The 19,999-nt window shown below is 63.4% G+C and carries 23 protein-coding genes; 18 read left to right on the plus strand and 5 right to left on the minus strand.

Annotated features, from left to right (window positions below):
* Positions 1–80: 80 nt before the first annotated feature.
* The 14 genes from urtB (at position 81) to F758_RS0109645 (ending at position 12,893) form a co-directional block, all read left to right on the plus strand.
* Complete coding sequence (gene urtB / locus F758_RS0109580; protein WP_198026451.1) at positions 81–1,649, plus strand: urea ABC transporter permease subunit UrtB; 1,569 nt, start codon at positions 81–83, stop codon at positions 1,647–1,649.
* Positions 1,646–2,818, plus strand: coding sequence for an urea ABC transporter permease subunit UrtC (urtC, locus tag F758_RS0109585; RefSeq protein ID WP_024507665.1), 1,173 nt, complete (start codon positions 1,646–1,648; stop codon positions 2,816–2,818). The genes urtB and urtC overlap by 4 nt, the downstream gene beginning before the upstream one ends.
* 3 nt (positions 2,819–2,821) lie before the next feature.
* Positions 2,822–3,583, plus strand: a complete 762-nt coding sequence (gene urtD, locus F758_RS0109590; RefSeq protein WP_024507666.1) for an urea ABC transporter ATP-binding protein UrtD — start codon at positions 2,822–2,824, stop codon at positions 3,581–3,583.
* A gap of 4 nt (positions 3,584–3,587) precedes the next feature.
* The gene (gene urtE / locus F758_RS0109595; RefSeq protein WP_024507667.1) at positions 3,588–4,283 is read left to right on the plus strand and encodes an urea ABC transporter ATP-binding subunit UrtE; all 696 of its coding nucleotides are present in this window, start codon (positions 3,588–3,590) and stop codon (positions 4,281–4,283) included.
* A gap of 80 nt (positions 4,284–4,363) precedes the next feature.
* On the plus strand, positions 4,364–5,200 hold the full coding sequence (locus tag F758_RS0109600; RefSeq protein WP_024507668.1) for an urease accessory protein UreD: 837 nt from the start codon (positions 4,364–4,366) through the stop codon (positions 5,198–5,200).
* Positions 5,201–5,283: 83 nt separating this feature from the next.
* Entirely contained in the window at positions 5,284–5,586 is a 303-nt protein-coding gene (locus F758_RS0109605) for an urease subunit gamma (protein ID WP_024507669.1), read from the plus strand.
* Positions 5,587–5,702: 116 nt separating this feature from the next.
* Positions 5,703–6,008, plus strand: a complete 306-nt coding sequence (locus tag F758_RS0109610) for an urease subunit beta (RefSeq protein ID WP_024507670.1) — start codon at positions 5,703–5,705, stop codon at positions 6,006–6,008.
* 123 nt (positions 6,009–6,131) lie between these two features.
* Entirely contained in the window at positions 6,132–6,671 is a 540-nt protein-coding gene (locus F758_RS0109615; protein ID WP_024507671.1) for an HD domain-containing protein, read from the plus strand.
* Between the two features lie 51 nt (positions 6,672–6,722).
* A complete protein-coding gene (gene ureC, locus F758_RS0109620) occupies positions 6,723–8,438 on the plus strand; it encodes an urease subunit alpha (protein ID WP_024507672.1) in 1,716 nt (571 codons plus the stop codon).
* 38 nt (positions 8,439–8,476) lie between these two features.
* A complete protein-coding gene (locus F758_RS0109625; protein WP_024507673.1) occupies positions 8,477–8,773 on the plus strand; it encodes a putative quinol monooxygenase in 297 nt (98 codons plus the stop codon).
* A 13-nt stretch (positions 8,774–8,786) separates the two neighbouring features.
* On the plus strand, positions 8,787–9,365 hold the full coding sequence (locus tag F758_RS0109630) for an urease accessory protein UreE (protein WP_024507674.1): 579 nt from the start codon (positions 8,787–8,789) through the stop codon (positions 9,363–9,365).
* The gene (locus F758_RS0109635; protein WP_024507675.1) at positions 9,346–10,080 is read left to right on the plus strand and encodes an urease accessory protein UreF; all 735 of its coding nucleotides are present in this window, start codon (positions 9,346–9,348) and stop codon (positions 10,078–10,080) included. The genes F758_RS0109630 and F758_RS0109635 overlap by 20 nt, the downstream gene beginning before the upstream one ends.
* Positions 10,081–10,266: 186 nt before the next feature.
* A complete protein-coding gene (ureG, locus tag F758_RS0109640) occupies positions 10,267–10,905 on the plus strand; it encodes an urease accessory protein UreG (RefSeq protein WP_024507676.1) in 639 nt (212 codons plus the stop codon).
* Positions 10,906–11,240: 335 nt separating this feature from the next.
* Positions 11,241–12,893 carry a CHASE domain-containing protein gene (locus F758_RS0109645; protein ID WP_024507677.1) on the plus strand — a complete coding sequence of 551 codons (1,653 nt, stop codon included), beginning with the start codon at positions 11,241–11,243 and terminating at the stop codon, positions 12,891–12,893.
* A gap of 167 nt (positions 12,894–13,060) precedes the next feature.
* Here the strand turns inward: F758_RS0109645 and F758_RS0109650 are convergent, their stop codons facing one another.
* Together F758_RS0109650 and F758_RS0109655 are read right to left on the minus strand one after the other, a co-directional pair.
* Complete coding sequence (locus F758_RS0109650; protein WP_024507678.1) at positions 13,061–13,606, minus strand: sigma-70 family RNA polymerase sigma factor; 546 nt, start codon at positions 13,604–13,606, stop codon at positions 13,061–13,063.
* Positions 13,606–13,854 (minus strand): NepR family anti-sigma factor, encoded by a 249-nt coding sequence (locus F758_RS0109655; RefSeq protein WP_024507679.1) that lies wholly within the window; start codon positions 13,852–13,854, stop codon positions 13,606–13,608. The genes F758_RS0109650 and F758_RS0109655 overlap by 1 nt, the downstream gene beginning before the upstream one ends.
* Positions 13,855–14,065: 211 nt before the next feature.
* On the opposite strand from F758_RS0109655, the gene F758_RS0109660 reads away from it, so the two are divergent.
* Both F758_RS0109660 and F758_RS0109665 read left to right on the plus strand, forming a co-directional pair.
* On the plus strand, positions 14,066–14,872 hold the full coding sequence (locus tag F758_RS0109660) for a response regulator (RefSeq protein ID WP_024507680.1): 807 nt from the start codon (positions 14,066–14,068) through the stop codon (positions 14,870–14,872).
* A 458-nt stretch (positions 14,873–15,330) separates the two neighbouring features.
* A complete protein-coding gene (locus F758_RS0109665; protein WP_024507681.1) occupies positions 15,331–15,726 on the plus strand; it encodes a hypothetical protein in 396 nt (131 codons plus the stop codon).
* Positions 15,727–15,892: 166 nt separating this feature from the next.
* Here the strand turns inward: F758_RS0109665 and F758_RS0109670 are convergent, their stop codons facing one another.
* The 3 genes from F758_RS0109670 to F758_RS0109685 all read right to left on the minus strand — a co-directional run bounded on the left by F758_RS0109670 (position 15,893) and on the right by F758_RS0109685 (position 18,154).
* Complete coding sequence (locus F758_RS0109670) at positions 15,893–16,345, minus strand: hypothetical protein (protein ID WP_024507682.1); 453 nt, start codon at positions 16,343–16,345, stop codon at positions 15,893–15,895.
* Positions 16,346–16,600: 255 nt separating this feature from the next.
* Positions 16,601–16,966, minus strand: a complete 366-nt coding sequence (locus tag F758_RS0109680) for an ElaB/YgaM/YqjD family protein (RefSeq protein WP_024507683.1) — start codon at positions 16,964–16,966, stop codon at positions 16,601–16,603.
* A gap of 75 nt (positions 16,967–17,041) precedes the next feature.
* On the minus strand, positions 17,042–18,154 hold the full coding sequence (locus F758_RS0109685) for an AI-2E family transporter (RefSeq protein WP_024507684.1): 1,113 nt from the start codon (positions 18,152–18,154) through the stop codon (positions 17,042–17,044).
* Between the two features lie 238 nt (positions 18,155–18,392).
* Between F758_RS0109685 and F758_RS0109690 the strand changes: the two genes are divergently transcribed.
* Together F758_RS0109690 and F758_RS0109695 are read left to right on the plus strand one after the other, a co-directional pair.
* Positions 18,393–19,172, plus strand: coding sequence for a L,D-transpeptidase (locus tag F758_RS0109690; protein WP_024507685.1), 780 nt, complete (start codon positions 18,393–18,395; stop codon positions 19,170–19,172).
* A 7-nt stretch (positions 19,173–19,179) separates the two neighbouring features.
* Positions 19,180–19,836, plus strand: coding sequence for a DUF2865 domain-containing protein (locus tag F758_RS0109695; RefSeq protein WP_024507686.1), 657 nt, complete (start codon positions 19,180–19,182; stop codon positions 19,834–19,836).
* Positions 19,837–19,999: the final 163 nt, after the last annotated feature.

Below are 19,999 nucleotides of genomic sequence, written 5' to 3' on the forward strand. Positions count from 1 at the left end.
TCGTCGCCTTCCCCTTACCTCTTGCCGGGGTTTTGCCAGTGCTTGCCAAGTTCGCCGCTCTGCTTCGCACGCTTGCGTTGATGCTTCTGCTGATCGCCGTCGCGGGCCCTGCCTTCGCCGGTCCGTTCGAGGATGCGGTCGCCAAATTCACCACCGACGATTTCTCTGATACCGAAGAGGCGGTCGCGGCGATCGCCGCATCGGGAAATCCGCTGGCTTATCCGATCATCAGCGCGTTGCAGGACGAGCGGCTGATGTTTGATGCCGATACCAAGAAGGTCTACATCAAGCAGACCGACGGCAAGGCGATGGATGCCGCGACCGGGGCTCCCGTCGATGCCATTCCCGACAGCGCCAGCGAAGTCCGCCTCAACAACAAGCTGCGCCGTCACGTTCAGGCCGCGCTGGGGGGATTGACGCTGTTGTCTCCGAAGCTTGAAACGCGCATTTCGGCTGCCCGGTCCGTCTTCAAGTCCCATGAGGAGCAGGCGCTGCCCGCTGTCGAAAGCGCATTGGCAAAAGAGACGGACGGCACCGCGAAAGCCGCGCTGCAGCAGGCGCGCGCCGCGATCCTGCTGTTCAAGGCGGACGTATCGGAAAAAGAGAAGCTCGATGCGATCGCGATCATCCGGTCGCGTGGCGACCAGGAAGCGCTCGCGATGCTCAACGACATCGGCGCCGACCAGCCGCCCAGCGTCGCCAAGGCCGCGGCGAGCGCGATCTCGTCGATCCAGAGCTCGCTTGCGATGTGGTCCGGCGTGCAGAATGCGTGGTACGGCCTCTCGCTCGGCTCGGTGCTGCTGCTCGCGGCGATCGGGCTTGCCATTACCTTCGGCGTGATGGGCGTCATCAACATGGCCCATGGCGAAATGGTGATGCTCGGGGCCTACACCACGTTCGTGGTGCAAGAGCTGATCCGCACCCGCTATCCCGCTCTGTTCGACTATTCGCTTCTGATCGCGGTGCCGCTGGCCTTTCTGGTTTCAGGCGCGATCGGCGTCGTGATCGAGCGCAGCATCATCCGCTTCCTTTACGGCCGGCCGCTGGAGACCTTGCTCGCGACCTGGGGCCTGTCACTGGTGTTGCAACAGGCCGTGCGCACCGCCTTCGGCCCGACCAACCGCGAGGTCGGCAATCCCTCATGGATGAGCGGCGCATTCGAGCTCGGCCAGATCACCATCACCTATAACCGGCTGTGGATCCTCTGCTTCACGCTTGCCGTATTCGCGATCCTGCTGGCGATGCTGCGCTTCACGTCGCTCGGCTTGCAGATGCGCGCGGTGACGCAGAACCGCCGCATGGCGGCCTCGATGGGGATTGCCACCTCGCGCGTCGATGCGCTGACCTTCGGCCTGGGCTCGGGGATCGCGGGCATCGCAGGCGTGGCGCTGTCGCAGATCGACAATGTTAGCCCCAATCTCGGCCAGGGCTACATCATCGACTCCTTCATGGTGGTGGTGTTCGGCGGCGTCGGCAATCTCTGGGGCACGCTGGTCGGCGCCTTCACCCTCGGCATCGCCAACAAGTTCCTGGAGCCGGTAGCCGGTGCGGTGCTCGGCAAGATCGCCATTCTCGTGCTGATCATCCTGTTCATTCAGAAACGGCCGCGCGGCCTGTTCGCGCTCAAGGGGCGGGCGGTGGAAGCATGATGAGCCATATGCTGACGCGTTCGCTGGATCGGGCCGCGACCACCTTCATCCTGGTGGTCGCCGCCTGCGGCATCCTGATCCCGCTTTCCAACCTGCTGCTGCCGTCAGGCTCGTTCTTGCAGGTGCCGACCTATCTGGTGGCGCTGTGGGGCAAATATGTCTGCTACGCCATCCTGGCGCTCGCGATCGACCTGATCTGGGGCTATTGCGGCATTCTCTCGCTCGGCCATGGCGCATTCTTCGCGCTGGGCGGCTACGCCATGGGCATGTATCTGATGCGCCAGATCGGCACCCGCGGCGTCTACGGCAACCCGATCCTGCCCGACTTCATGGTGTTCCTGAACTGGCAGAAGCTGCCCTGGTACTGGTATGGCTTCGACATGTTCCCCTTTGCCGCGCTGATGGTGATCCTGGTCCCCGGCCTGCTCGCCTTCTGCTTCGGCTGGTTCGCCTTCCGCTCCCGCGTCACCGGCGTTTATCTCTCCATCATCACGCAGGCGATGACCTATGCGCTCTTGCTCGGCTTTTTCCGAAATGATTTCGGCTTCGGCGGCAACAACGGCCTGACCGACTTCAAGGACGTTCTCGGCTTCAACGTCCAGGCCGAGGGCACCCGCGCCGCGCTGTTTGCACTGAGCTGCCTGTTCCTGATCATTGCTTTCCTGATCTGCCGCGCGATCGTGACCTCCAAGCTCGGCAAGGTGTTGATCGCGATCCGCGACGCGGAATCGCGCACGCGTTTCATCGGCTACCGCGTCGAATCCTACAAGCTGTTCGTCTTCACGCTCTCGGCCTGCATGGCGGGCGTTGCCGGCGCGCTATACGTGCCGCAGGTGGGCATCATCAATCCGTCCGAATTCGCGCCGGGCAATTCCATCGAGGCGGTGATCTGGGTTGCCGTCGGCGGGCGCGGCACGCTGGTCGGAGCGGCTTTGGGGGCCATCGTCGTCAACTACGCCAAGACGTTTTTCACCTCCGGTGCGCTCGCCCCATACTGGCTGTTCATGCTGGGCGCGCTGTTCATTCTGGTGACGCTGCTGTTGCCGAAGGGCATCGTCGGCACCATCAATAGCTGGTGGCTGCCCTGGAAGGAGCGGCGGCTTGCGGCGGAGGCCGCCACCAGTGCCGCACGCGAAAACGGCGTCAGCGAACCCAAGATGGCGGAGTGAGGCATGAACACGGTCGACGGTCGCACCACATCCGCGCTGCTCTATCTCGACGGCGTGCACGTCTCCTTCGATGGCTTCAAGGCCATCAACAATTTGTCGCTGACGCTCGCGCCGGGCGAGATGCGCGCCATCATCGGTCCGAACGGTGCCGGCAAGACCACCATGATGGACATCATCACCGGCAAGACCAGGCCGGACGAGGGCATCGTGCTGTTCGACGGCACCACCGATCTGACCCGGTTAGATGAGACGCATATCGCCGAGCTCGGCATCGGGCGCAAGTTCCAGAAGCCGACCGTGTTCGAGAGTCAGACGGTCGAGGACAATCTCCTGCTCGCGCTCAATGTCGATCACAGCGTCAGGGGCACGCTGTTCTGGCGCCAGAACAGATCAGACACTGAGCGCATCGATCGCGTGCTCGAGACCATCCGCCTGACGGACGCGCGCAAGCGGCTCGCGGGCAGTCTCTCGCACGGCCAGAAGCAATGGCTGGAGATCGGCATGCTGCTGGCGCAGGACCCGAAGCTGCTCCTGGTCGACGAGCCCGTGGCCGGCATGACCGACGTCGAGACGCAGCAGACCGCCGAGCTGCTCAAGCAGATCAATCGCGATCACACCGTGATGGTGGTCGAGCACGACATGAGCTTTGTGCGCGAGCTTGGCGTCAAGGTCACGTGCCTGCATGAAGGCACGGTGCTGGCCGAGGGTACGATCGACCAGGTCTCGTCGAACGAGCGGGTCATTGAAGTCTACCTGGGGCGCTGAGGCGATGCTCGAAGTCAAGGATATCAACCTCTATTATGGCGCGGCGCAGGCGTTGCGCGGGGTGTCGATCAACGCGCAGCCGGGCAAGGTGACCTGCGTGCTCGGGCGCAACGGCGTCGGCAAGACCTCGCTCTTGCGCGCCCTCGTCGGCCAATATCCGATCGCCTCCGGCTCCATCACTTTCGAAGGCGCCGACATCACCACCCTGAGGCCTTACGAGCGGGCGCGCCGCGGCATCGGATTCGTGCCGCAGGGGCGCGAGATATTTCCACTGCTGACCGTGGAAGAAAATCTGCGCACCGGCTTTGCGCCGCTCAAGCGCGATGACCGCAACATTCCCGACGACGTATTCTCGCTGTTTCCCGTGCTGCAATCCATGCTCGGGCGGCGTGGCGGCGACCTCTCCGGCGGCCAGCAGCAGCAACTCGCCATCGGGCGTGCGCTGGTGATGCGGCCCAAGCTGCTTCTGCTCGACGAGCCCACGGAGGGCATCCAGCCCTCGATCATCAAGGATATCGGCCGGGCGATCTCCTATCTTCGCAATCTCGGCAATATCGCCATCGTGCTGGTCGAACAATATCTCGACTTCGCCTGCGAGCTCGGCGACTATTTTGCCGTGATGGACCGCGGCGCAGTGAAGTTTTCCTGCGATCGCTCCAACCTCGACGCGACCGAGATCAGCCGCCAGATGGCGCTTTGAGCGGCGGAACGGGTCGAGCCGTTGCGGCCGGCGAAGGTGCACCTCGCCCGGAAGGAGAGGTGGATCGAATGAGGGGGCGGATGCGGACTGAGACACCCAGCACGTCGTCGGCGGTGTTCGCCGCCAACCGCGCCCGCGGCGCGGTTGCGTTTGACGTGCACGTGCGCGATGGCGTCACCAGGCGCGGCTCTCTGCATGAGTCCGGTTCTTTGCGCGTCCGCTTTCCGTCGCCGGAGGGCGAGGGGCTCTCGGCGGTGTTTGTCAACACTGCGGGAGGCGTGGCCGGCGGCGACCGCTTTGAGGTTCGGATCACGGCAGGCGAAGAGGCGCGCCTGACGCTGACCACGGCGGCCGCGGAAAAGGTCTACCGCGCCACGGACGAGCCGGCCGAGCTTGCGATCTCCTTGAGCGTCGGCGCAGGCGCGCAGCTCGCCTGGCTGCCACAGGAAACTATTCTGTTCGATCGTGCCAAAGTCTCGCGCCGGATCGACATTGACCTGGCCGAGGGCGCCTCGCTGCTCCTTTGCGAGATCGTGGTGTTCGGCCGCGCCGCGATGGGGGAGCGGATGCAAAGTGGCAGCTTCGTCGATCGCTGGCGGCTACGGTACGGCGGCAAGCTCGTTTTCGCCGAGACCGTACGGCTTGACGGCGATATCGGCGGAAAGCTCGCGCGACCTGCGATCAGCAAGGGTGCGGCGGCAATCGCAACCGCGCTTGTCGTGCCAGGCGATCAGGCACTGGTGGAGCGGATCGGGCAGGCTGCGGACAGCTTTGGCGGCGAGGTCGGCATCTCCGCCTGGAATGGGTTTGCAATGGCGCGCTTCTGTGCCCAAGATGCGGCGCGGCTTCGCGCCGACATGATCGCGGTACTGCGTCGCGCAAGCGACCTTCCGCTGCCGCGGCTCTGGATCAACTAGGGCATGATCGGGAAAGTGGATGCCGGTTTTCGACGCGCTCATGCGCAAGCCGTAGGTTTGTTCAAAATCGTTAGAGATCACGCATGAATCTGTCTCCCCGCGAAAAAGATAAGCTTCTGATTTCGATGGCGGCCATGGTGGCACGTCGAAGGCTGGAGCGCGGCGTCAAGCTCAACCACCCAGAGGCTGTCGCCATCATCTCGGACTTCATCGTCGAGGGCGCACGCGACGGCCGCACCGTGGCCGAACTGATGCGGGCCGGTGCGCAGGTCTTGACCCGCGAGCAGGTGATGCCCGGCATCCCCGAGATGATCCACGACATCCAGGTCGAAGCGACCTTCCCCGACGGCACCAAGCTCGTCACCGTGCACGAACCAATCCGCTGACCCGGAATTGTCAATCTGGGCGGCGCAACGCGCCGAACCCGGAATCCAGAAGTTTTTCTTGAGATTCCGGGTTCGATGCTTCGCATCGCCCCGGAATGACGAAGGAGAATAGAGAGATGATCCCCGGCGAACTCTTCATCAAGGACGGCGAGATCGAGCTCAATGCCGGCCGCAAGACGGTGACGCTCACGGTCTCCAACACCGGCGACCGCCCGATCCAGGTCGGCTCGCATTACCACTTCTTCGAGACCAACCCCGCCTTGAAGTTCGATCGCAAAAAGGCGCGCGGCATGCGGCTCGACATCGCCGCCGGCACCGCGGTCCGCTTCGAGCCAGGCCAGACCCGCGACGTTCAACTCGTCGCGCTCGCGGGCAAGCGTACGATCTACGGTTTTCGTGGCGATGTGATGGGCAAGCTGTGAAAGTATAGGACCGTGATCTTCCGTGAAGTGAGTACAATTGACCGGCTCCGTCCCTCCCCACTTGCGGGGGGAGGGAGCACTGAGAGCGGCGTCCGGGGCAAGTTACAAGAGGAACTGTAGGCCATGCTCACCGGAATCCGCCTCATCTCCGAAGCCGCCGAGCTTGCGGCGCGGCGCCATACGGGGCAGCAGCGAAAAGCACGCGCCGACGAGCCTTACATCAATCATCTCGCCGAAGTCGCGAGCCTGCTGTCGGCTGCGAGCAATGGCGAGGATGCCGAATTGGTCGCTGCGGGGTGGCTGCATGACACGCTTGAAGACACCGAGACGACGCACGACGAGCTTGCGCAGCGCTTCGGCCTGCGTGTCGCCGGGCTCGTGGAGGAGTGCACTGACGACATGAGCCTGTCGAAAAGCGAGCGCCGGCAGAAGCAGGTGGAAGACGCGTCGAAGAAATCGCCGGGCGCGAAACTGATCAAGATCGCCGACAAGATCAGCAATGTGCGGGCCCGGATTTTTCCGAATCCAACTCAGGCGCAGCGCGATGAGCTGGCCGATTACGTCGACTGGGCGGAGAAAGTCGTCGCGGGTTGCCGTGGCGCGAACGCCACGCTCGATGACTTGTTCGATGAAGCCGTCGCCAATGCCAGGAGCGCGATGTGACGCGACCATCCGCTTGCCGGCGTCATTAATTCTTCAGTTGGGGGGCATCTGATGTCTGTGAAAATCAAGCGTTCGGTCTATGCCGATATGTTCGGCCCGACCACCGGCGACAAGGTGCGGCTTGCCGACACCGATCTCATCATCGAGGTGGAGAAGGACTTCACCACCTATGGCGAAGAGGTGAAGTTCGGTGGCGGCAAGGTGATCCGTGACGGCATGGGCCAGTCGCAGATCACGAACCGGCAGGGCGCGGCCGACACTGTGATCACCAATGCGCTGATCGTGGATCACTGGGGCATCGTCAAAGCAGACGTCGCGATCAAAGACGGCTTGATCAGCGCCATCGGCAAGGCCGGCAATCCGGACATCCAGGGCGGCGTCACCATCGTGATCGGCCCGGGCACCGACGTGATCGCGGGCGAAGGCAAGATCCTCACCGCCGGCGGCTTTGACAGCCACATCCATTTCATCTGCCCGCAGCAGATCGAACATGCGCTGATGAGCGGCGTCACCTCGATGCTGGGCGGCGGCACCGGACCCTCGCACGGCACGTTTGCGACGACCTGCACGCCAGGGCCGTGGCACATGGCGCGGATGATCCGGTCGTTCGATGCTTTCCCGGTCAATCTCGGCATTTCCGGCAAGGGCAATGCGTCGCGCCCGGGTGCACTGGAGGAAATGATCAAGGCAGGCGCCTGCGCGCTGAAACTGCACGAGGATTGGGGGACGACGCCGGCGGCGATCGACAACTGCCTGTCGGTCGCGGACGACTACGACATCCAGGTGATGATCCATACCGACACGCTGAACGAGTCGGGCTTTGTCGAGGATACCGTGAAGGCCTTCAAGGGCCGCACCATCCATGCCTTCCACACCGAAGGTGCCGGCGGCGGCCATGCGCCCGACATCATCAAGGTCGCGGGGCTGAAGAACGTGCTGCCGTCCTCGACCAACCCAACCCGTCCCTTCACCCGCAACACCATCGACGAGCATCTGGACATGCTGATGGTGTGCCACCACCTCGATCCCTCGATCGCGGAGGACCTGGCCTTTGCCGAAAGCCGCATCCGCAAGGAGACGATCGCGGCGGAGGATATTCTGCACGACCTGGGGGCGCTCTCGATGATGTCGTCAGACTCCCAGGCGATGGGCCGGTTGGGGGAAGTCATCATCCGCACCTGGCAGACCGCGGACAAGATGAAGAAGCAGCGCGGCGCGCTGCCGCAGGACAAGGGCAACGACAACGATAATTTCCGCGTCAAGCGCTACATCGCCAAATACACCATCAATCCGGCGATCGCGCACGGCGTCTCGAAGCTGATCGGCTCGGTGGAAGAACGAAAGCTCGCCGACCTTGTGCTGTGGTCGCCGGCGTTCTTTGGCGTCAAGCCGGATTGCATCATCAAGGGCGGCTCGATCGTGGCGGCGCCCATGGGCGATCCCAATGCCTCGATCCCGACCCCGCAGCCGGTGCATTACCAGCCGATGTTTGCCGCTTTCGGCAAGTCGCTCACCGCCTCTTCGGTGGTGTTCACCTCGAAAGCCGCGGTCGCGGGAGGACTGGCGCGCAAGCTTGGGATCGACAAGAAGCTTTATGCGGTGCAGAACACCCGCGGCAAGATCTCGAAGAAGAGTATGATCCACAACGACGCCACGCCCAAGATCGAGGTCGATCCGGAGACCTATGAGGTGCGCGCAGACGGCGATCTCCTGACCTGCGAACCTGCGGAGGTGCTGCCCTTGGCGCAACGCTACTTCATGTTCTAAGGTCGGCGCCGCATCTCAAGGAAACCGGGAGGAATTTTGTGATCTACGTCATCGCCACCACGCAAATGAAGCCGGAAGGCCGTGATGCCTTCATCGCGGGCCACAAGGAATGCATCGCCGAGACGCGGAAGGAAAAAGGATGTCTGTCCTATGAAGGCCATATCAGCATCCATGACCCGAATGTCTACGTGGTGGTCGAGCGCTGGGAGACCCGCGATGACCTCAACGCCCATGCGCGGGCCCCGCACATGAAGAAATGGCGCGACTATTCTACGCCGCTGAAGAACTCGACGGTGATCGAGATCATCAGTGACGGCAAGGTTGAGAAGTTCTAGGAGGCGTTTGGAGATGATCCGCGCGACGCAGGTCAAGCCGCAGCATCGCTGGACGGAGGCGCCTGCCGATGCGGTCGTGCTCGATTTCGACGACCGCCACCGGCGGCGCATGGCGATGCAAGGGACGCGCGGACTGGCGTTTCTGCTTGATCTGGAAAACGCGGTGGCGCTGCGCGGCGGCGATGCGCTGGTGCTAGAGGACGGCCGGCTGGTCGAAGTGGTCGCTGCGCCCGAGCCGCTGCTCGAGATCAAGGGGGCCGATCCCTATCATCTGATCCGCCTCGCCTGGCATCTCGGTAATCGCCATTTGCCGACGCAGATCATGCCCAAGGGCTTGCGCATCCGGCGCGACCATGTGATCGAGGCGATGGTCAGGGGCTTGGGCGCGCGCGTGATTGAGATCGAGGCGCCGTTCGATCCCGAGGGAGGCGCCTATGCCGGAGCCACCCACGGCCATGCGCACGAGCCGGTCGCGCATTACGATCATGCGCATGATCACGGCCATGGCCGCGATCACGAGCACCATCATCACGATGGGCATGGCCATCATGGGCACCACCACGGTCACTCCCATGCTCATGACCACGACTAGCCGCGAGGTGCCGGAGCCGGGGGCGCTCATGGGCGGCGATGCGGCCGCGCTATACCGGCTCCTGACCTGGCTGTCGCCGGCCTTTCCGGTCGGCGGGTTTTCCTACTCCAGCGGCATCGAATGGGCGGTGGAGGCGGGCGACATTCATGATGCGCAAACGCTGCGTGATTGGCTCGCGGCGATGCTCGCCGACGGATCCGGCTTCTGCGACGGCGTGTTTCTTTTGCATGCCCATCGCGCCGTGGAGGCGGGCGATCACGCCGCGTTGCGCGAGGTTGCCGAGCTCGCGGCTGCCTTCGTGCCCTCCCGCGAGCGACAACTCGAGACCGTGAGTCAGGGGCGTGCCTTCGTCGAAACCGCGCGCGCGGCGTGGAACTGTCCCGGCCTGGAGCAGGCGCTCGCGCGTTGCGAGAGCCCTATCGTCTATCCGGTCGCGGTCGGAATCGTAAGCGCGGCGCACGCGATTCCGCTTGATCCGACGCTGCACGCCTTTCTGCATGCGCTGGTCTCGAACTGGATTTCAGCCGGCAGCCGGCTGATCCCGCTCGGGCAGACCGACAGCCAGCATGTGCTGTCATCGCTCGAGGGCGTGGTCGCGGCCACGGCGGAGCGGGCCCGGCTCGCCTCGCTCGACGACATCGGCAGCGCGACGTTTCGCGCCGATCTCGCCAGCCTGCGCCACGAGACGCAGTATACGCGCCTGTTCAGGTCATGATGGTCAAAACTCTTCACCCGCCGTCCCGGCGAACGCCGGGACCCGTAACCACAGGCCTTCGTTGTTGCGAAGAGCATCTGTCACCGTGCCCTGCTGATGCGCCGCGCGGTATCGCGACGAGCGCGAGCGCTCACGCCGGGGGTCCCGGCTTTCGCCGGGACGACGAGAACCAAAGGACTACTTGCCATGCCTAGCTCTCACGGTCCGCTTCGTATCGGTGTCGGAGGTCCGGTCGGATCGGGCAAGACGGCGCTGATGGACCTGTTATGCAAATCGATGCGCGAGCGCTATGACATCGCCGCCATCACCAACGACATCTACACCAAATGGGACGCCGAATTCCTGGTGCGATCGGGTTCGCTCACGCCCGATCGCATCGCCGGCGTCGAGACCGGCGGCTGCCCGCACACCGCGATTCGCGAGGATGCCTCGATGAATCTCGCGGCGGTTGCCGATATGCGCGCGAAATTTCCCAATCTCGATTTGGTGCTGATCGAGTCCGGCGGCGACAATCTCGCGGCGACCTTCTCCCCGGAGCTCGCGGATCTCACCATCTATGTCATTGATGTCGCAGCCGGGGACAAGATTCCCTCCAAGGGCGGTCCCGGGATCACCCGTTCCGACCTTCTTGTCATCAACAAGATCGATCTTGCGCCTTACGTCGGGGCCTCGCTGGAGAAAATGCAGACCGACGCGAAGAGAATGCGGGGCGAACGGCCTTTCGTCATGACCAATCTGAAGAAAAGCGAAGGGCTCGACCGCATCATCGGCTTCATCGAGGCCAAAGGCGGGCTGAGCGTCGCCTCGCAGCCCAGGCGGCCCTGACGTCGCCTAGGGCGGCCGCTCATACGTTAATATTGTTAAGGTTTGTGACGGGGCGCTGCCGCGAAACTTGGGCCGGCAATGGAAATTCAGCGCGCTGGCGGGAACCAAATTCGCACGTCACAGTTATCATAATTCGGGTTCTGCGGGGCAGCCATCAGCCGTCTCTCAAGAAGCGCGAGCGTTAAGCTTCACAGCCGAGCGCAGTTGCGTAGCGATCATGACTGCATCATCATATCAGCCGGTTGGCCCCTGTCCTCCTCCGCGTCGTTGCCGCGCCGGCGAATTCCCGATGAACGTCATGTCTGTCCGCCAACCGCGCATTGTCGAGTAGGCGAGTGGTTCGGCTGGGTTTCATCATCGGCTTTATCGCGCTGATCGGGGTCCTGCTCTCCGGCCTCGCGGCCTATCGCGTGCACCAGCAGGAACTGACCATCGACGGCATTGCGTTGGCGCGCGCCATCGATGTGCATGCCAGTCTGGTCCAGGATCGTCTGACCGAGCGCGAGCTGCTTGCCCGGGTCGCGTCCGGCCTGTTCCGCCTGCCCTCGGGAATCAAGGCCAACATGCTGGAGCCGCTGCGCTCGTCCATCTACGCCTTCAAGACCGATTTCGTCGTGGCGGGCTGGGTTGCGCGGCTCAAGCCGAGCGAGTTGGATGCCGCCCGCAACGAATTGGCGCGCGCCGGATTTCCCGATCCGACCATCCGCAGTCTCGACGGCAAGCCTTTGGACACGCGTTCGCTGCAACAGCCCGTTGATGTCCTGATGGATGTCGAGCCGCGCAATGCCCAGACCGCCCCGTTCGTCGGGCGCGCGCTGAACGACAATGCCGTCCTCAGCGTCACACTCTCCCTCGCGATGGGTGAGGGCAAGCCCTATGCGTCCGATCCATTGCCCCTTCTGGGTCCGAATGGGCCGGTCGGCGTGGTGCTCGCCGCGCCGGTGGTACAGCCCGACGCCAATACGCCGGCCGGCTTTGTCATCTTCTCCTACGAGCTGGCGTCGCTGATGCTGACCAATGACGACCTGTCGTTGTTTTCGGTGGCGCTGAAGGATCCGCGCAACGCCGAGGGAGAATTGGTCGCCAACGACCAAGGCGTCGTCAGCGCCCGCAAGGCGCCGAGTGAGGCACCATCGGCGACACGCACCGTGACCTTCGGCAACCGCGACTGGTCGCTTGCCTATTACGCGAAGACCAATGCGGCGAAACGCGCCGAGCAGACCGCGGCGATCGTCGGCGCGATCGGCCTCGCCCTGACCGGCGTGGTCTGCGGCCTCTTCGGCTATGTGGCCTACAACAATTTGCGCTTGAGCCGCGAAATCCAGGTGCGGATCGGTTTCGAGCGCAGGCTGACCGCCGTCATCGATGAGCTCAATCACCGCGTGAAGAACATTCTGGCAGTGATCCAGTCGATCATCACCCGGACACTACGCCACGGCTCCGACATCGATGTCGCGCGCGAGCTTCTGATCGGCCGTATCCATGCGATGTCCAACGTCGTGTCGCTGCTCAGCGACAGCCAGTGGCAGGGGGTCAAGCTGAAGGGGCTGTTCGAGGCGCGCGCCATTCCGCACGCCGAGCGCATCGCCGTGAGCGGCCCGGATATCGCGGTCAGCGCGCGTGCGGCCCAAAGCTTGTCGCTGTTGTTCTTCGAACTTGCCTCGCATTCCGACGAGGGATTGTCGCTGGTCGGCAAGCATCCTCATATCGTTGCCAACTGGGAGGTCACCGGCGAAGACGCCGACGCGATCTTTCATTTCCGCTGGGAGGAGTTCAACACCAGCGAAGCGACGCGCCGTCCCGATAGCGATTTCGGCTTGATCCTGCTCGACCGCGTCGCGCCCGAAGCGCTGGGTGGCACGTCGAAGCGCTATTTCACCGACGTCAGCTATGTCTATGAACTGACCGCGCCGATGGTCACCGTGATCGACATGGTCGAGCGCGACCGCACCGAGCAGTTCTCTGCGCCGGTGCGGCCGGCGAAGTAAAGGCGGGAAAGCCTGCTGCACACTTCCTCACCTCGCCCCGCTTGCGGAGAGAGATAGGATCGCATCCAGGGATGCGATCCGGGTGAGGGGGACTCTCCGCGAGTTCAGTGCGTGGACAAAGCCCCTCACCCCGCGAAGTGCGGGGAGAGGGAGAAGAAAAGACGAGGTCACCCATTCCCGCCGATCACGGCGCGCACGGTCTCGTCAGGGCCAAAATCCTCGGCGCCCTCGACATAGAGCAGGGCGGCCAGCTTCGAGCGCGCGCGATTGACGCGGCTCTTGATCGTGCCGACCGCGCAGCCGCAGATGGTCGCAGCATCCTCATAAGAGAATCCGGAGGCACCGACCAGGATCAGCGCCTCGCGCTGGTCCTGCGGCAGCTTGTCGAGCGCCGCCCGAAACTCCTCGAACTCCAGATGCGCACCCTGCGACGGCTGTGTCTTCAGCGTCTTGGCATAGTTGCCCTCTGCGTCCTCGACCTCGCGCCTGCGCTTGCGATAGTCGGAACGGAACAGGTTCCGCAAGATCGTGAACAGCCATGCCGGCAGGTTCGAGCCGGGCTGGAAAGAGTCGATGTTGGCGAGCGCGCGCAACAGCGTCTCCTGCACCAGATCGTCGGCACGATCGCCGTTGCCTGAAAGCGAAATCGCGAACGCGCGGAGGCTTGGCACCGCCGCTAAAATATCGTCGCGAAGGGAGTCTGTGAGAGGCATTAATCCCTCCCGTTTTCTTGATCGTTCGCCCCCCCGCCCGATTCCTCTTCGCTTCTCACTTGGTGAGCCGCGGTCGGTGCATCAAGCTTGCGGATCAACTCCGCGAATCGCTCCGGAACCCCTTGGCGCACCACATCGTCATACATGGCGCGCAGTTGATGGCCGATTCTCGACTGGATCTCGGCATTAAGGCCACCCTGCCGGCCAGGTGGCGCATTTTTGCTGGCCTGAGATTTCACATCCTTCATGACCTGTTCCACGTTTCCCCGGGGTTAAGTCCCTGTCGTTCAAAGAATTTCTGGTGCGCGAGGCCTTTGCGTAAGAATGCTAATTCAAACTCGCGCCGAAAGTTCCCGCTGCGCTGGAACTTTTCTTCGTGTGGTGCGTAATTAGCTATCAGGGGGAACCCCGGGCCGCCCCTTTTTTGAAGTCTCTGGCCCAATAGCGGATGGAGTGGGGATGTCCCGATCACAGCTTGTTGCTGAACATTTGCCGTTGCTGCGGCGCTATGCCCGCGCGCTAACGGGAAGCCAGGCATCCGGCGACGCCTATGTCGGTGCCATGCTCGAGGCCCTGCTTCAGGATCCCTCGTTGCTTGACGAGCAGCACGGGGCCAAGGCCGGGTTGTTCAAATTGTTTACCCAGATCTGGAATTCGGTGTCGTTGAACGACGATTCCGAGGTCACGACCTTGCCGATGCCGCCCGAACGGCGGTTGTCCAATATCACGCCGCTGCCGCGCCAGGCGTTCCTCTTGTTGTCGCTGGAAGGCTTCTCAGAGCAGGAGGTGGCGTTCATCCTCGGCACCGACGTGGGCGAGACGCGGCGTCTGGCCGATGCCGCCGGCCGCGAGATGGCCGCCGAGATCGCGACCGACGTGCTGATCATCGAGGACGAGACGTTCATTGCGATGGACCTCGAAAGCCTGGTGCGTAATCTCGGCCACAACGTGATCGGGGTGGCGCGCACCCATGCCGACGCGGTCGCGATTGCCAAGAACCGGAAGCCGGGTCTGATCCTCGCGGACATTCAGCTCGCCGACGGCTCGTCGGGCCTGGATGCCGTGAACGAGCTGTTGCGCAGCTTCGAGGTGCCGGTGGTGTTCATCACCGCCTATCCCGAGCGCTTCCTCACCGGCGAGCGGCCGGAGCCGGCGTTCTTGATCTCAAAGCCATTCCAGCCGGCGATGGTATCGGCCGTGGCAAGCCAGGCGCTGTTCTTCCAGCGCAATTCGCGCAACCGCATGCCAAGGGCTGCGGCATCCTGAGTTTGTCAATTGAGTGAATGGCGTTTGTCTATTTCGCCCGGCGCGCCTGACCAGTGCGCCGGGTTTTTCTTTGCGTACTGCGGTGTAGCCGAAGGATGGGTAGAGCGAAGCGAAACCCATCGCTTTCGCCCCAACGATCGATGCGTGGCGGTTCGCTCTCCCGATCCGACGAACTCCTACGCACTACGTACCGTGCTACCGAATATCGCGTACGAATATCGCGTACGCACAGCGCACAAAAAAGTAGGGCACGGCTGGCATCACCACAGCCGCGCCCTACGTCGCCGGTCAATGGGGCAGGGGGGAATAACCGGCTGCCGTGATGACGCGCGGGCGCGAAAGTCGTTCCGGACGGTCGAAAAAATTTTTGCACACGGTTAAGTGATCCACCCGTCCGCGAACCCTGTTCCCGTGACTAACGTTGTGAGCCTGATCGTCATGGGACAGGGATTACCGCCATGTCTTATCTGGTTAAGGGAATTTTCGGTGCCGCCGCTATTTCGCTGACTCTGGGTGCGGTGCAGTTTGCTTCAGGTCATGATCTCTCCGCCCCGCTGCAGGCGCTGTCGGGTAATGCCGGCGATGGCGTTAATCGTGCCGCCAAGGCCGACCGCGCCAGCGTGCTTGTGCCGTCGTTGCCGACCACACGGACGATCGCGTTCCGGCCTGCAGGGCTCTCCGCCACCTCGGTGTTGGTCCGCATCCCGGTGACGGTGGAAGCCCGTGAGGCGCCACGGAAGCCGACGACGCTGTTCAGGTCGACGCAGCAGAAGCCGATGTTGGCTTGTGAGCCGATGGTGAGCGTGCTGACCGAGGTCGCAAAACGATTGCAGCCGGGCCGCTGCGTCACGTGAGGCGCGCGGAACCGTTGCTGGCGTAGACTGCGGCGGTGTGTGCAAGGCTCCTGTTGTGCGCCTCGTACTGCGTGCATCCTGTCTCGATGCAGCTTGGTTCAAGCTTCTTGCTTACCGTTATGATGTTTCGCCTTTGCGAGACGGTGCGCGTCGGTTGAGGTTCCGACTATTCGGCCGGCGTCGCCTGATCCTCTGCCGCTTGGTCTTGCGCCGCGCTCCGGCTCATCAAGAATCCCAGTGCCAGCCCTCCGACAGCGAGCAGTGGAATCAGCCGTTTCACGCCGACCGCGCGAACGATGTTCAGGCTTGCCGCGAGAACGGCCGGATCGGCAAGGACGTTGCGCGCCATGGCCCTGGCGCGCTCCCGGGCCCGCGCCTCGCTCTGGCGCTTGCGGGCCGCGTACCAAATGCCGACGATCATCGCGATGATGAAGAAGAGGGCGGCGCCGGCGAGGCAGGCGACGATTCCGCCGTAGGTCTGAGCCACGAAGATGAGAGCTGCGGCAAGGAGAAAGGCGACGGCAACAAGCAACATAAACGCGAGAATTCCCATCAGCACCCCCTGCTGAAGCCGGGAAGAGGCTGCGTCCTTCACGTCATCGATGATGCGTTGAAACATGTTTGCGCCTCGACTGGTAGAGCGCGTCAACGAAGGCGAGCGTTCTCCACCAGCGCCGCCATTCACTCAGGAGGCTTGCGGCTTTGGTGACAACCATCACGGGCTCCGCGGATCGCCATAACTCCAATAGTGGCTGGAGCGCGATGAGATCGGATTGAATCGCCATCGCTCCAGGTTTTTTGCTTTGAGCATGATCGGTTCGGAAAACCGCCGCGCACTTTGCGCTGACGCCGCCCTGCGGGTACCGATCATGCTCTACCGGCGCCAAGTGACGCCGATCAAAAAGCCGAGGCCGAGCGCAAGCCCGACGGTCGCCAGCGGCCGCTGCGCGATCATGTCTTCGAACGTCTCCTCGACCGAGGCGGCGGCATCCTGCGCCGCATCCATCATCGCGCCGCTCCGTTCGGAGAGATCGCTCACCGTGGAATCGACATTGCTCCGGGCCTGCCTGTAGCCCTGTCGGGCCTGCCGCTTGGCCGTGCCTGCGAGATTGTTGAGTGCGTCGGTGATCTGCGCGGTCAAAGCTGCGATGTCGTCCTTCACGTTGATCAGATCCTTCTTGAGACGCTCGTAGCTTGCCTGATCGCTGGTTTCACGCGTCAAGCTGTCGGTGCTTACCATCGGAAGCTCCCAGGAATTGCATTGGTCGAGCCGAGAACGCCGCGGCTTGCAGGAAGTTCCCGACGCGGAAACCCCTTAGTCGGGCGGTAGCTGCGGCGAATCGCCCGGCAGCAGATGCTCCTTGAGGATCAAGCCGACGATCAAAAGCGGCGATGACAGGAATGCGCCCATCGGCCCCCATAGCCAGGTCCAAAATGCAATACCGAGGAAGACGGCCAGCGCATTGAGCGCCAGGCGCCGACCGATGATTGTGGGGGTGATGAAATGGCCTTCCAAGAAGGCGATGCCGCAAAACGCCAGTGGGGCGATCAGCGCCGCGCCAAGGCTCGGCAAGGCGATGATCCCGACGACGCAGAGGATCGCGAAGGTGGCGATCGGCCCGATGATCGGAATGAAATTGAGCGTCGCGGCCAGCGCGCCAAGTCCGGCCGGACGGGGCATCTGCGCGATCGCGCAGACGACGCCGGTGGCGAGCCCGACGCCGATGTTGATGGCGGTCACCGTGAGCAGATAATTGCCGAGATGGACCTCGATCTCGTTGAGGATGCGCAGCGTCCTCAGTCGCGCCCGGTGATCGCCAAAGATCATGATCAGGGTCCGCCGCAGGTCGCGCCAGCTCGCGATGAACAGGACGAGAGTGGCGAAGAACAGCAGAAACTCGGTGAAGGTCGGCGAGAGAAACTGGATGGTCGGTTGCACCCAGTCGAATTTTGGGACTTCGAAATTCGACAGCGCGCCGGAGCCGCCGAACAGGCCCTGCAACTGCTGCCAGAACGGGAGCAGCCGGTCGAACACTTGCAGCTTGTCCTTCAGCCGCGCCGCAAATTCGGGGAGGTGCGTGCTCCACTCCATCAAGGGCGAGGAGAAGAGCCCGATGATGAACGCGGCTGCCGCGGCAACGGCGGCCACGATCAGAACCGCCGCCACGGGGCGCGGAACACGGTACCGCTCCAGAAGGTTCGCCGCCGGCGACAGCATGGTGCCGACGACGAAAGCCATCACCACGGGAAGAAAGAAGGCTTTTGCCACATAGAGCGCGGCAACGACGCTGATGAGAAGCAGACCGGTGAGCGCGAACGCGACGACTTCGGTGCGACGAATGACCGGCGGCAGTTCGCCGTGGCCCTCGGGCGGCGGCGCGCCTTCGGGTACATGAGAAAGGAGGCGTTCACTGGGGAGCACTCGCACGATGGTTCACAATCCCGCACAGCGCGCAGCAATCGCAGTGGCGAAGTCGCGCCTTCGCACCAGAGGCTTTCGGTAACAAGCTGCCCGACGCGTTGAAGGTTCCGTCGCAGAAACGTGAAATTCGGTGAACTTGACAGTGTCGTGTTCGCAACGGCGCGCGGCGGAACCCGGCGCGCATCAGCGGCGTTTGTAGAAGCGGAGCATCAACGTGATGCGCGTCCACTTCATGGGGCAGCACATGATCAGGCTTTTCTCCGCTACGCCCAAATCGTATTCGCGCGCCTGCCGCGCAATCATCCTCGCCGGTGCTTCGTTGCTCGCGTGCGGCTTGTTTGCCGGCACGGTGAATGCTCAGGCGCTCGGCTATGCGCCGAGCGAACCGCGTGCACTCCCGGACGGCTACATGACGAATGCACCGGCGGCTCAGGATGTCGCGAGAGGCGAAGACAGCGCCTTGCCGGACCGGCTGCGCCGCGCCGTCGTCAACCTCGACACCAAGGAAGCGCCCGGCACCATCATCATCGATACGGCCGATACCGTGCTCTATTACGTGCTCGGTGGCGGCAAGGCGATCCGCTATGGCGTCGGCGTCGGCCGGCAAGGCTTTACCTGGTCGGGCGTTGAAACCATCAGCCGCAAGTCCGAATGGCCAGACTGGTATCCGCCCTCGGAGATGATTGCTCGCCAGCCTTATCTGCCGCGTTTCGTGGCAGGTGGTCCCGGCAATCCTCTCGGGGCCCGCGCAATGTATCTCGGCTCGAGCGAATACCGCATCCACGGCACCAACGATCCGACCACCATCGGCAAGTTCGTTTCCTCAGGCTGCATCCGCCTGACCAATGAAGACGTGATCGATCTGTTCAACCGCGTCAGTATCGGAGCCAAGGTGGTGGTGCTGCCGAAGAACGTGCCGCTGCAGGCGCGCCGACTGACGCCAACCCCGGTCACGACGCGGCCTGTCATGACGTTGCCGGCGGGCCGCCAGGCTATGACGGTCCCGGTCTCTCGCGTCGACTGAGCCGGGGATGGCGATGCGCACAGCAATCGGCATCAGAACAGCGCTCGCCGTCGTGCTTGGCTTGGGCGCGGCGGGTCTGCCGTTCGCGGCTCATGCGGAGGATTTCCTTTCCGCATTGTTCCGCGCCTTCGGTGCCCGACCACCGGCTCCGGCACAAGCGTCGCCCTTTGCCTTTCCGTTCGACCGTGACGACGTACCAGTCGAACCGCCGCGTCATCGCCTCGCCTATGATAGCGGCCAGGCCTGGTGCGTGCGCACGTGCGATGGGCGTTATTTCCCGGTGACCGGCCCCGACAACAAGAGCCGCGCGGAAAGCTGCAACAGCTTTTGTCCCGCGAGCGACACCACGCTGGTCTATGGCAGTGATATCAACGAGGCCGTGACCGAGAATGGCAAACCTTATTCGGAGCTGCCCAACGCATTCCGCTACCGTGATCAGTTCGTGGCGGGGTGCACCTGCAACGGCAAGAATCCGGCCGGCCTCGCGCGCGTCTCGATCGAGAACGATCCGACGCTGCGCAAGGGTGATATCGTCGCCGGCGCCAAGGGGCTCGAGGTGGCCACCCGCGATGCCGATCGGCGCGGCAGCGCGAATTTCGCGCCACTGCCGCGATCGGCGCAGGCGCGCTATCGCCATTTGCCCGTGGTCGCGTCGGGTCCGTAGGGCCTTGCTTCCGCATCCCCGCGCAAGCGGCTTCGCCGTTTGTCGCTGGAAGCGCTCGCGAGAGCGAGCCTCGAAGGGATGAACGGCCCCGCTGCGAGAGTCGAGCCGTCGCCCTTCGAGACCGCGCTGACGCGCCTCCTCAGGGTGACGGTGACAGATGTGC

The sequence above is a fragment of the Bradyrhizobium sp. ARR65 genome (assembly GCF_000472385.1).
GTDB lineage: Bacteria > Pseudomonadota > Alphaproteobacteria > Rhizobiales > Xanthobacteraceae > Bradyrhizobium.

Bases quoted from the DNA above. Each gene is read 5' to 3' on its own strand.
- F758_RS0109670 (WP_024507682.1), bottom strand. From the start codon at position 16,345: ATGTTTCAACGCATCATCGATGACGTGAAGGACGCAGCCTCTTCCCGG.
- F758_RS0109605 (WP_024507669.1), top strand. From the start codon at position 5,284: ATGAATCTGTCTCCCCGCGAAAAAGATAAGCTTCTGATTTCGATGGCG.
- F758_RS0109635 (WP_024507675.1), top strand. From the start codon at position 9,346: ATGCTCATGACCACGACTAGCCGCGAGGTGCCGGAGCCGGGGGCGCTC.
- F758_RS0109690 (WP_024507685.1), top strand. From the start codon at position 18,393: ATGATCAGGCTTTTCTCCGCTACGCCCAAATCGTATTCGCGCGCCTGC.
- F758_RS0109650 (WP_024507678.1), bottom strand. From the start codon at position 13,606: ATGCCTCTCACAGACTCCCTTCGCGACGATATTTTAGCGGCGGTGCCA.
- ureG (WP_024507676.1), top strand. From the start codon at position 10,267: ATGCCTAGCTCTCACGGTCCGCTTCGTATCGGTGTCGGAGGTCCGGTC.
- F758_RS0109695 (WP_024507686.1), top strand. From the start codon at position 19,180: ATGGCGATGCGCACAGCAATCGGCATCAGAACAGCGCTCGCCGTCGTG.
- ureC (WP_024507672.1), top strand. From the start codon at position 6,723: ATGTCTGTGAAAATCAAGCGTTCGGTCTATGCCGATATGTTCGGCCCG.
- F758_RS0109665 (WP_024507681.1), top strand. From the start codon at position 15,331: ATGTCTTATCTGGTTAAGGGAATTTTCGGTGCCGCCGCTATTTCGCTG.
- urtE (WP_024507667.1), top strand. From the start codon at position 3,588: ATGCTCGAAGTCAAGGATATCAACCTCTATTATGGCGCGGCGCAGGCG.
- urtD (WP_024507666.1), top strand. From the start codon at position 2,822: ATGAACACGGTCGACGGTCGCACCACATCCGCGCTGCTCTATCTCGAC.
- urtB (WP_198026451.1), top strand. From the start codon at position 81: ATGCTTCTGCTGATCGCCGTCGCGGGCCCTGCCTTCGCCGGTCCGTTC.
- F758_RS0109600 (WP_024507668.1), top strand. From the start codon at position 4,364: ATGCGGACTGAGACACCCAGCACGTCGTCGGCGGTGTTCGCCGCCAAC.
- urtC (WP_024507665.1), top strand. From the start codon at position 1,646: ATGATGAGCCATATGCTGACGCGTTCGCTGGATCGGGCCGCGACCACC.
- F758_RS0109630 (WP_024507674.1), top strand. From the start codon at position 8,787: ATGATCCGCGCGACGCAGGTCAAGCCGCAGCATCGCTGGACGGAGGCG.
- F758_RS0109660 (WP_024507680.1), top strand. From the start codon at position 14,066: ATGTCCCGATCACAGCTTGTTGCTGAACATTTGCCGTTGCTGCGGCGC.
- F758_RS0109615 (WP_024507671.1), top strand. From the start codon at position 6,132: ATGCTCACCGGAATCCGCCTCATCTCCGAAGCCGCCGAGCTTGCGGCG.
- F758_RS0109680 (WP_024507683.1), bottom strand. From the start codon at position 16,966: ATGGTAAGCACCGACAGCTTGACGCGTGAAACCAGCGATCAGGCAAGC.
- F758_RS0109655 (WP_024507679.1), bottom strand. From the start codon at position 13,854: ATGAAGGATGTGAAATCTCAGGCCAGCAAAAATGCGCCACCTGGCCGG.
- F758_RS0109610 (WP_024507670.1), top strand. From the start codon at position 5,703: ATGATCCCCGGCGAACTCTTCATCAAGGACGGCGAGATCGAGCTCAAT.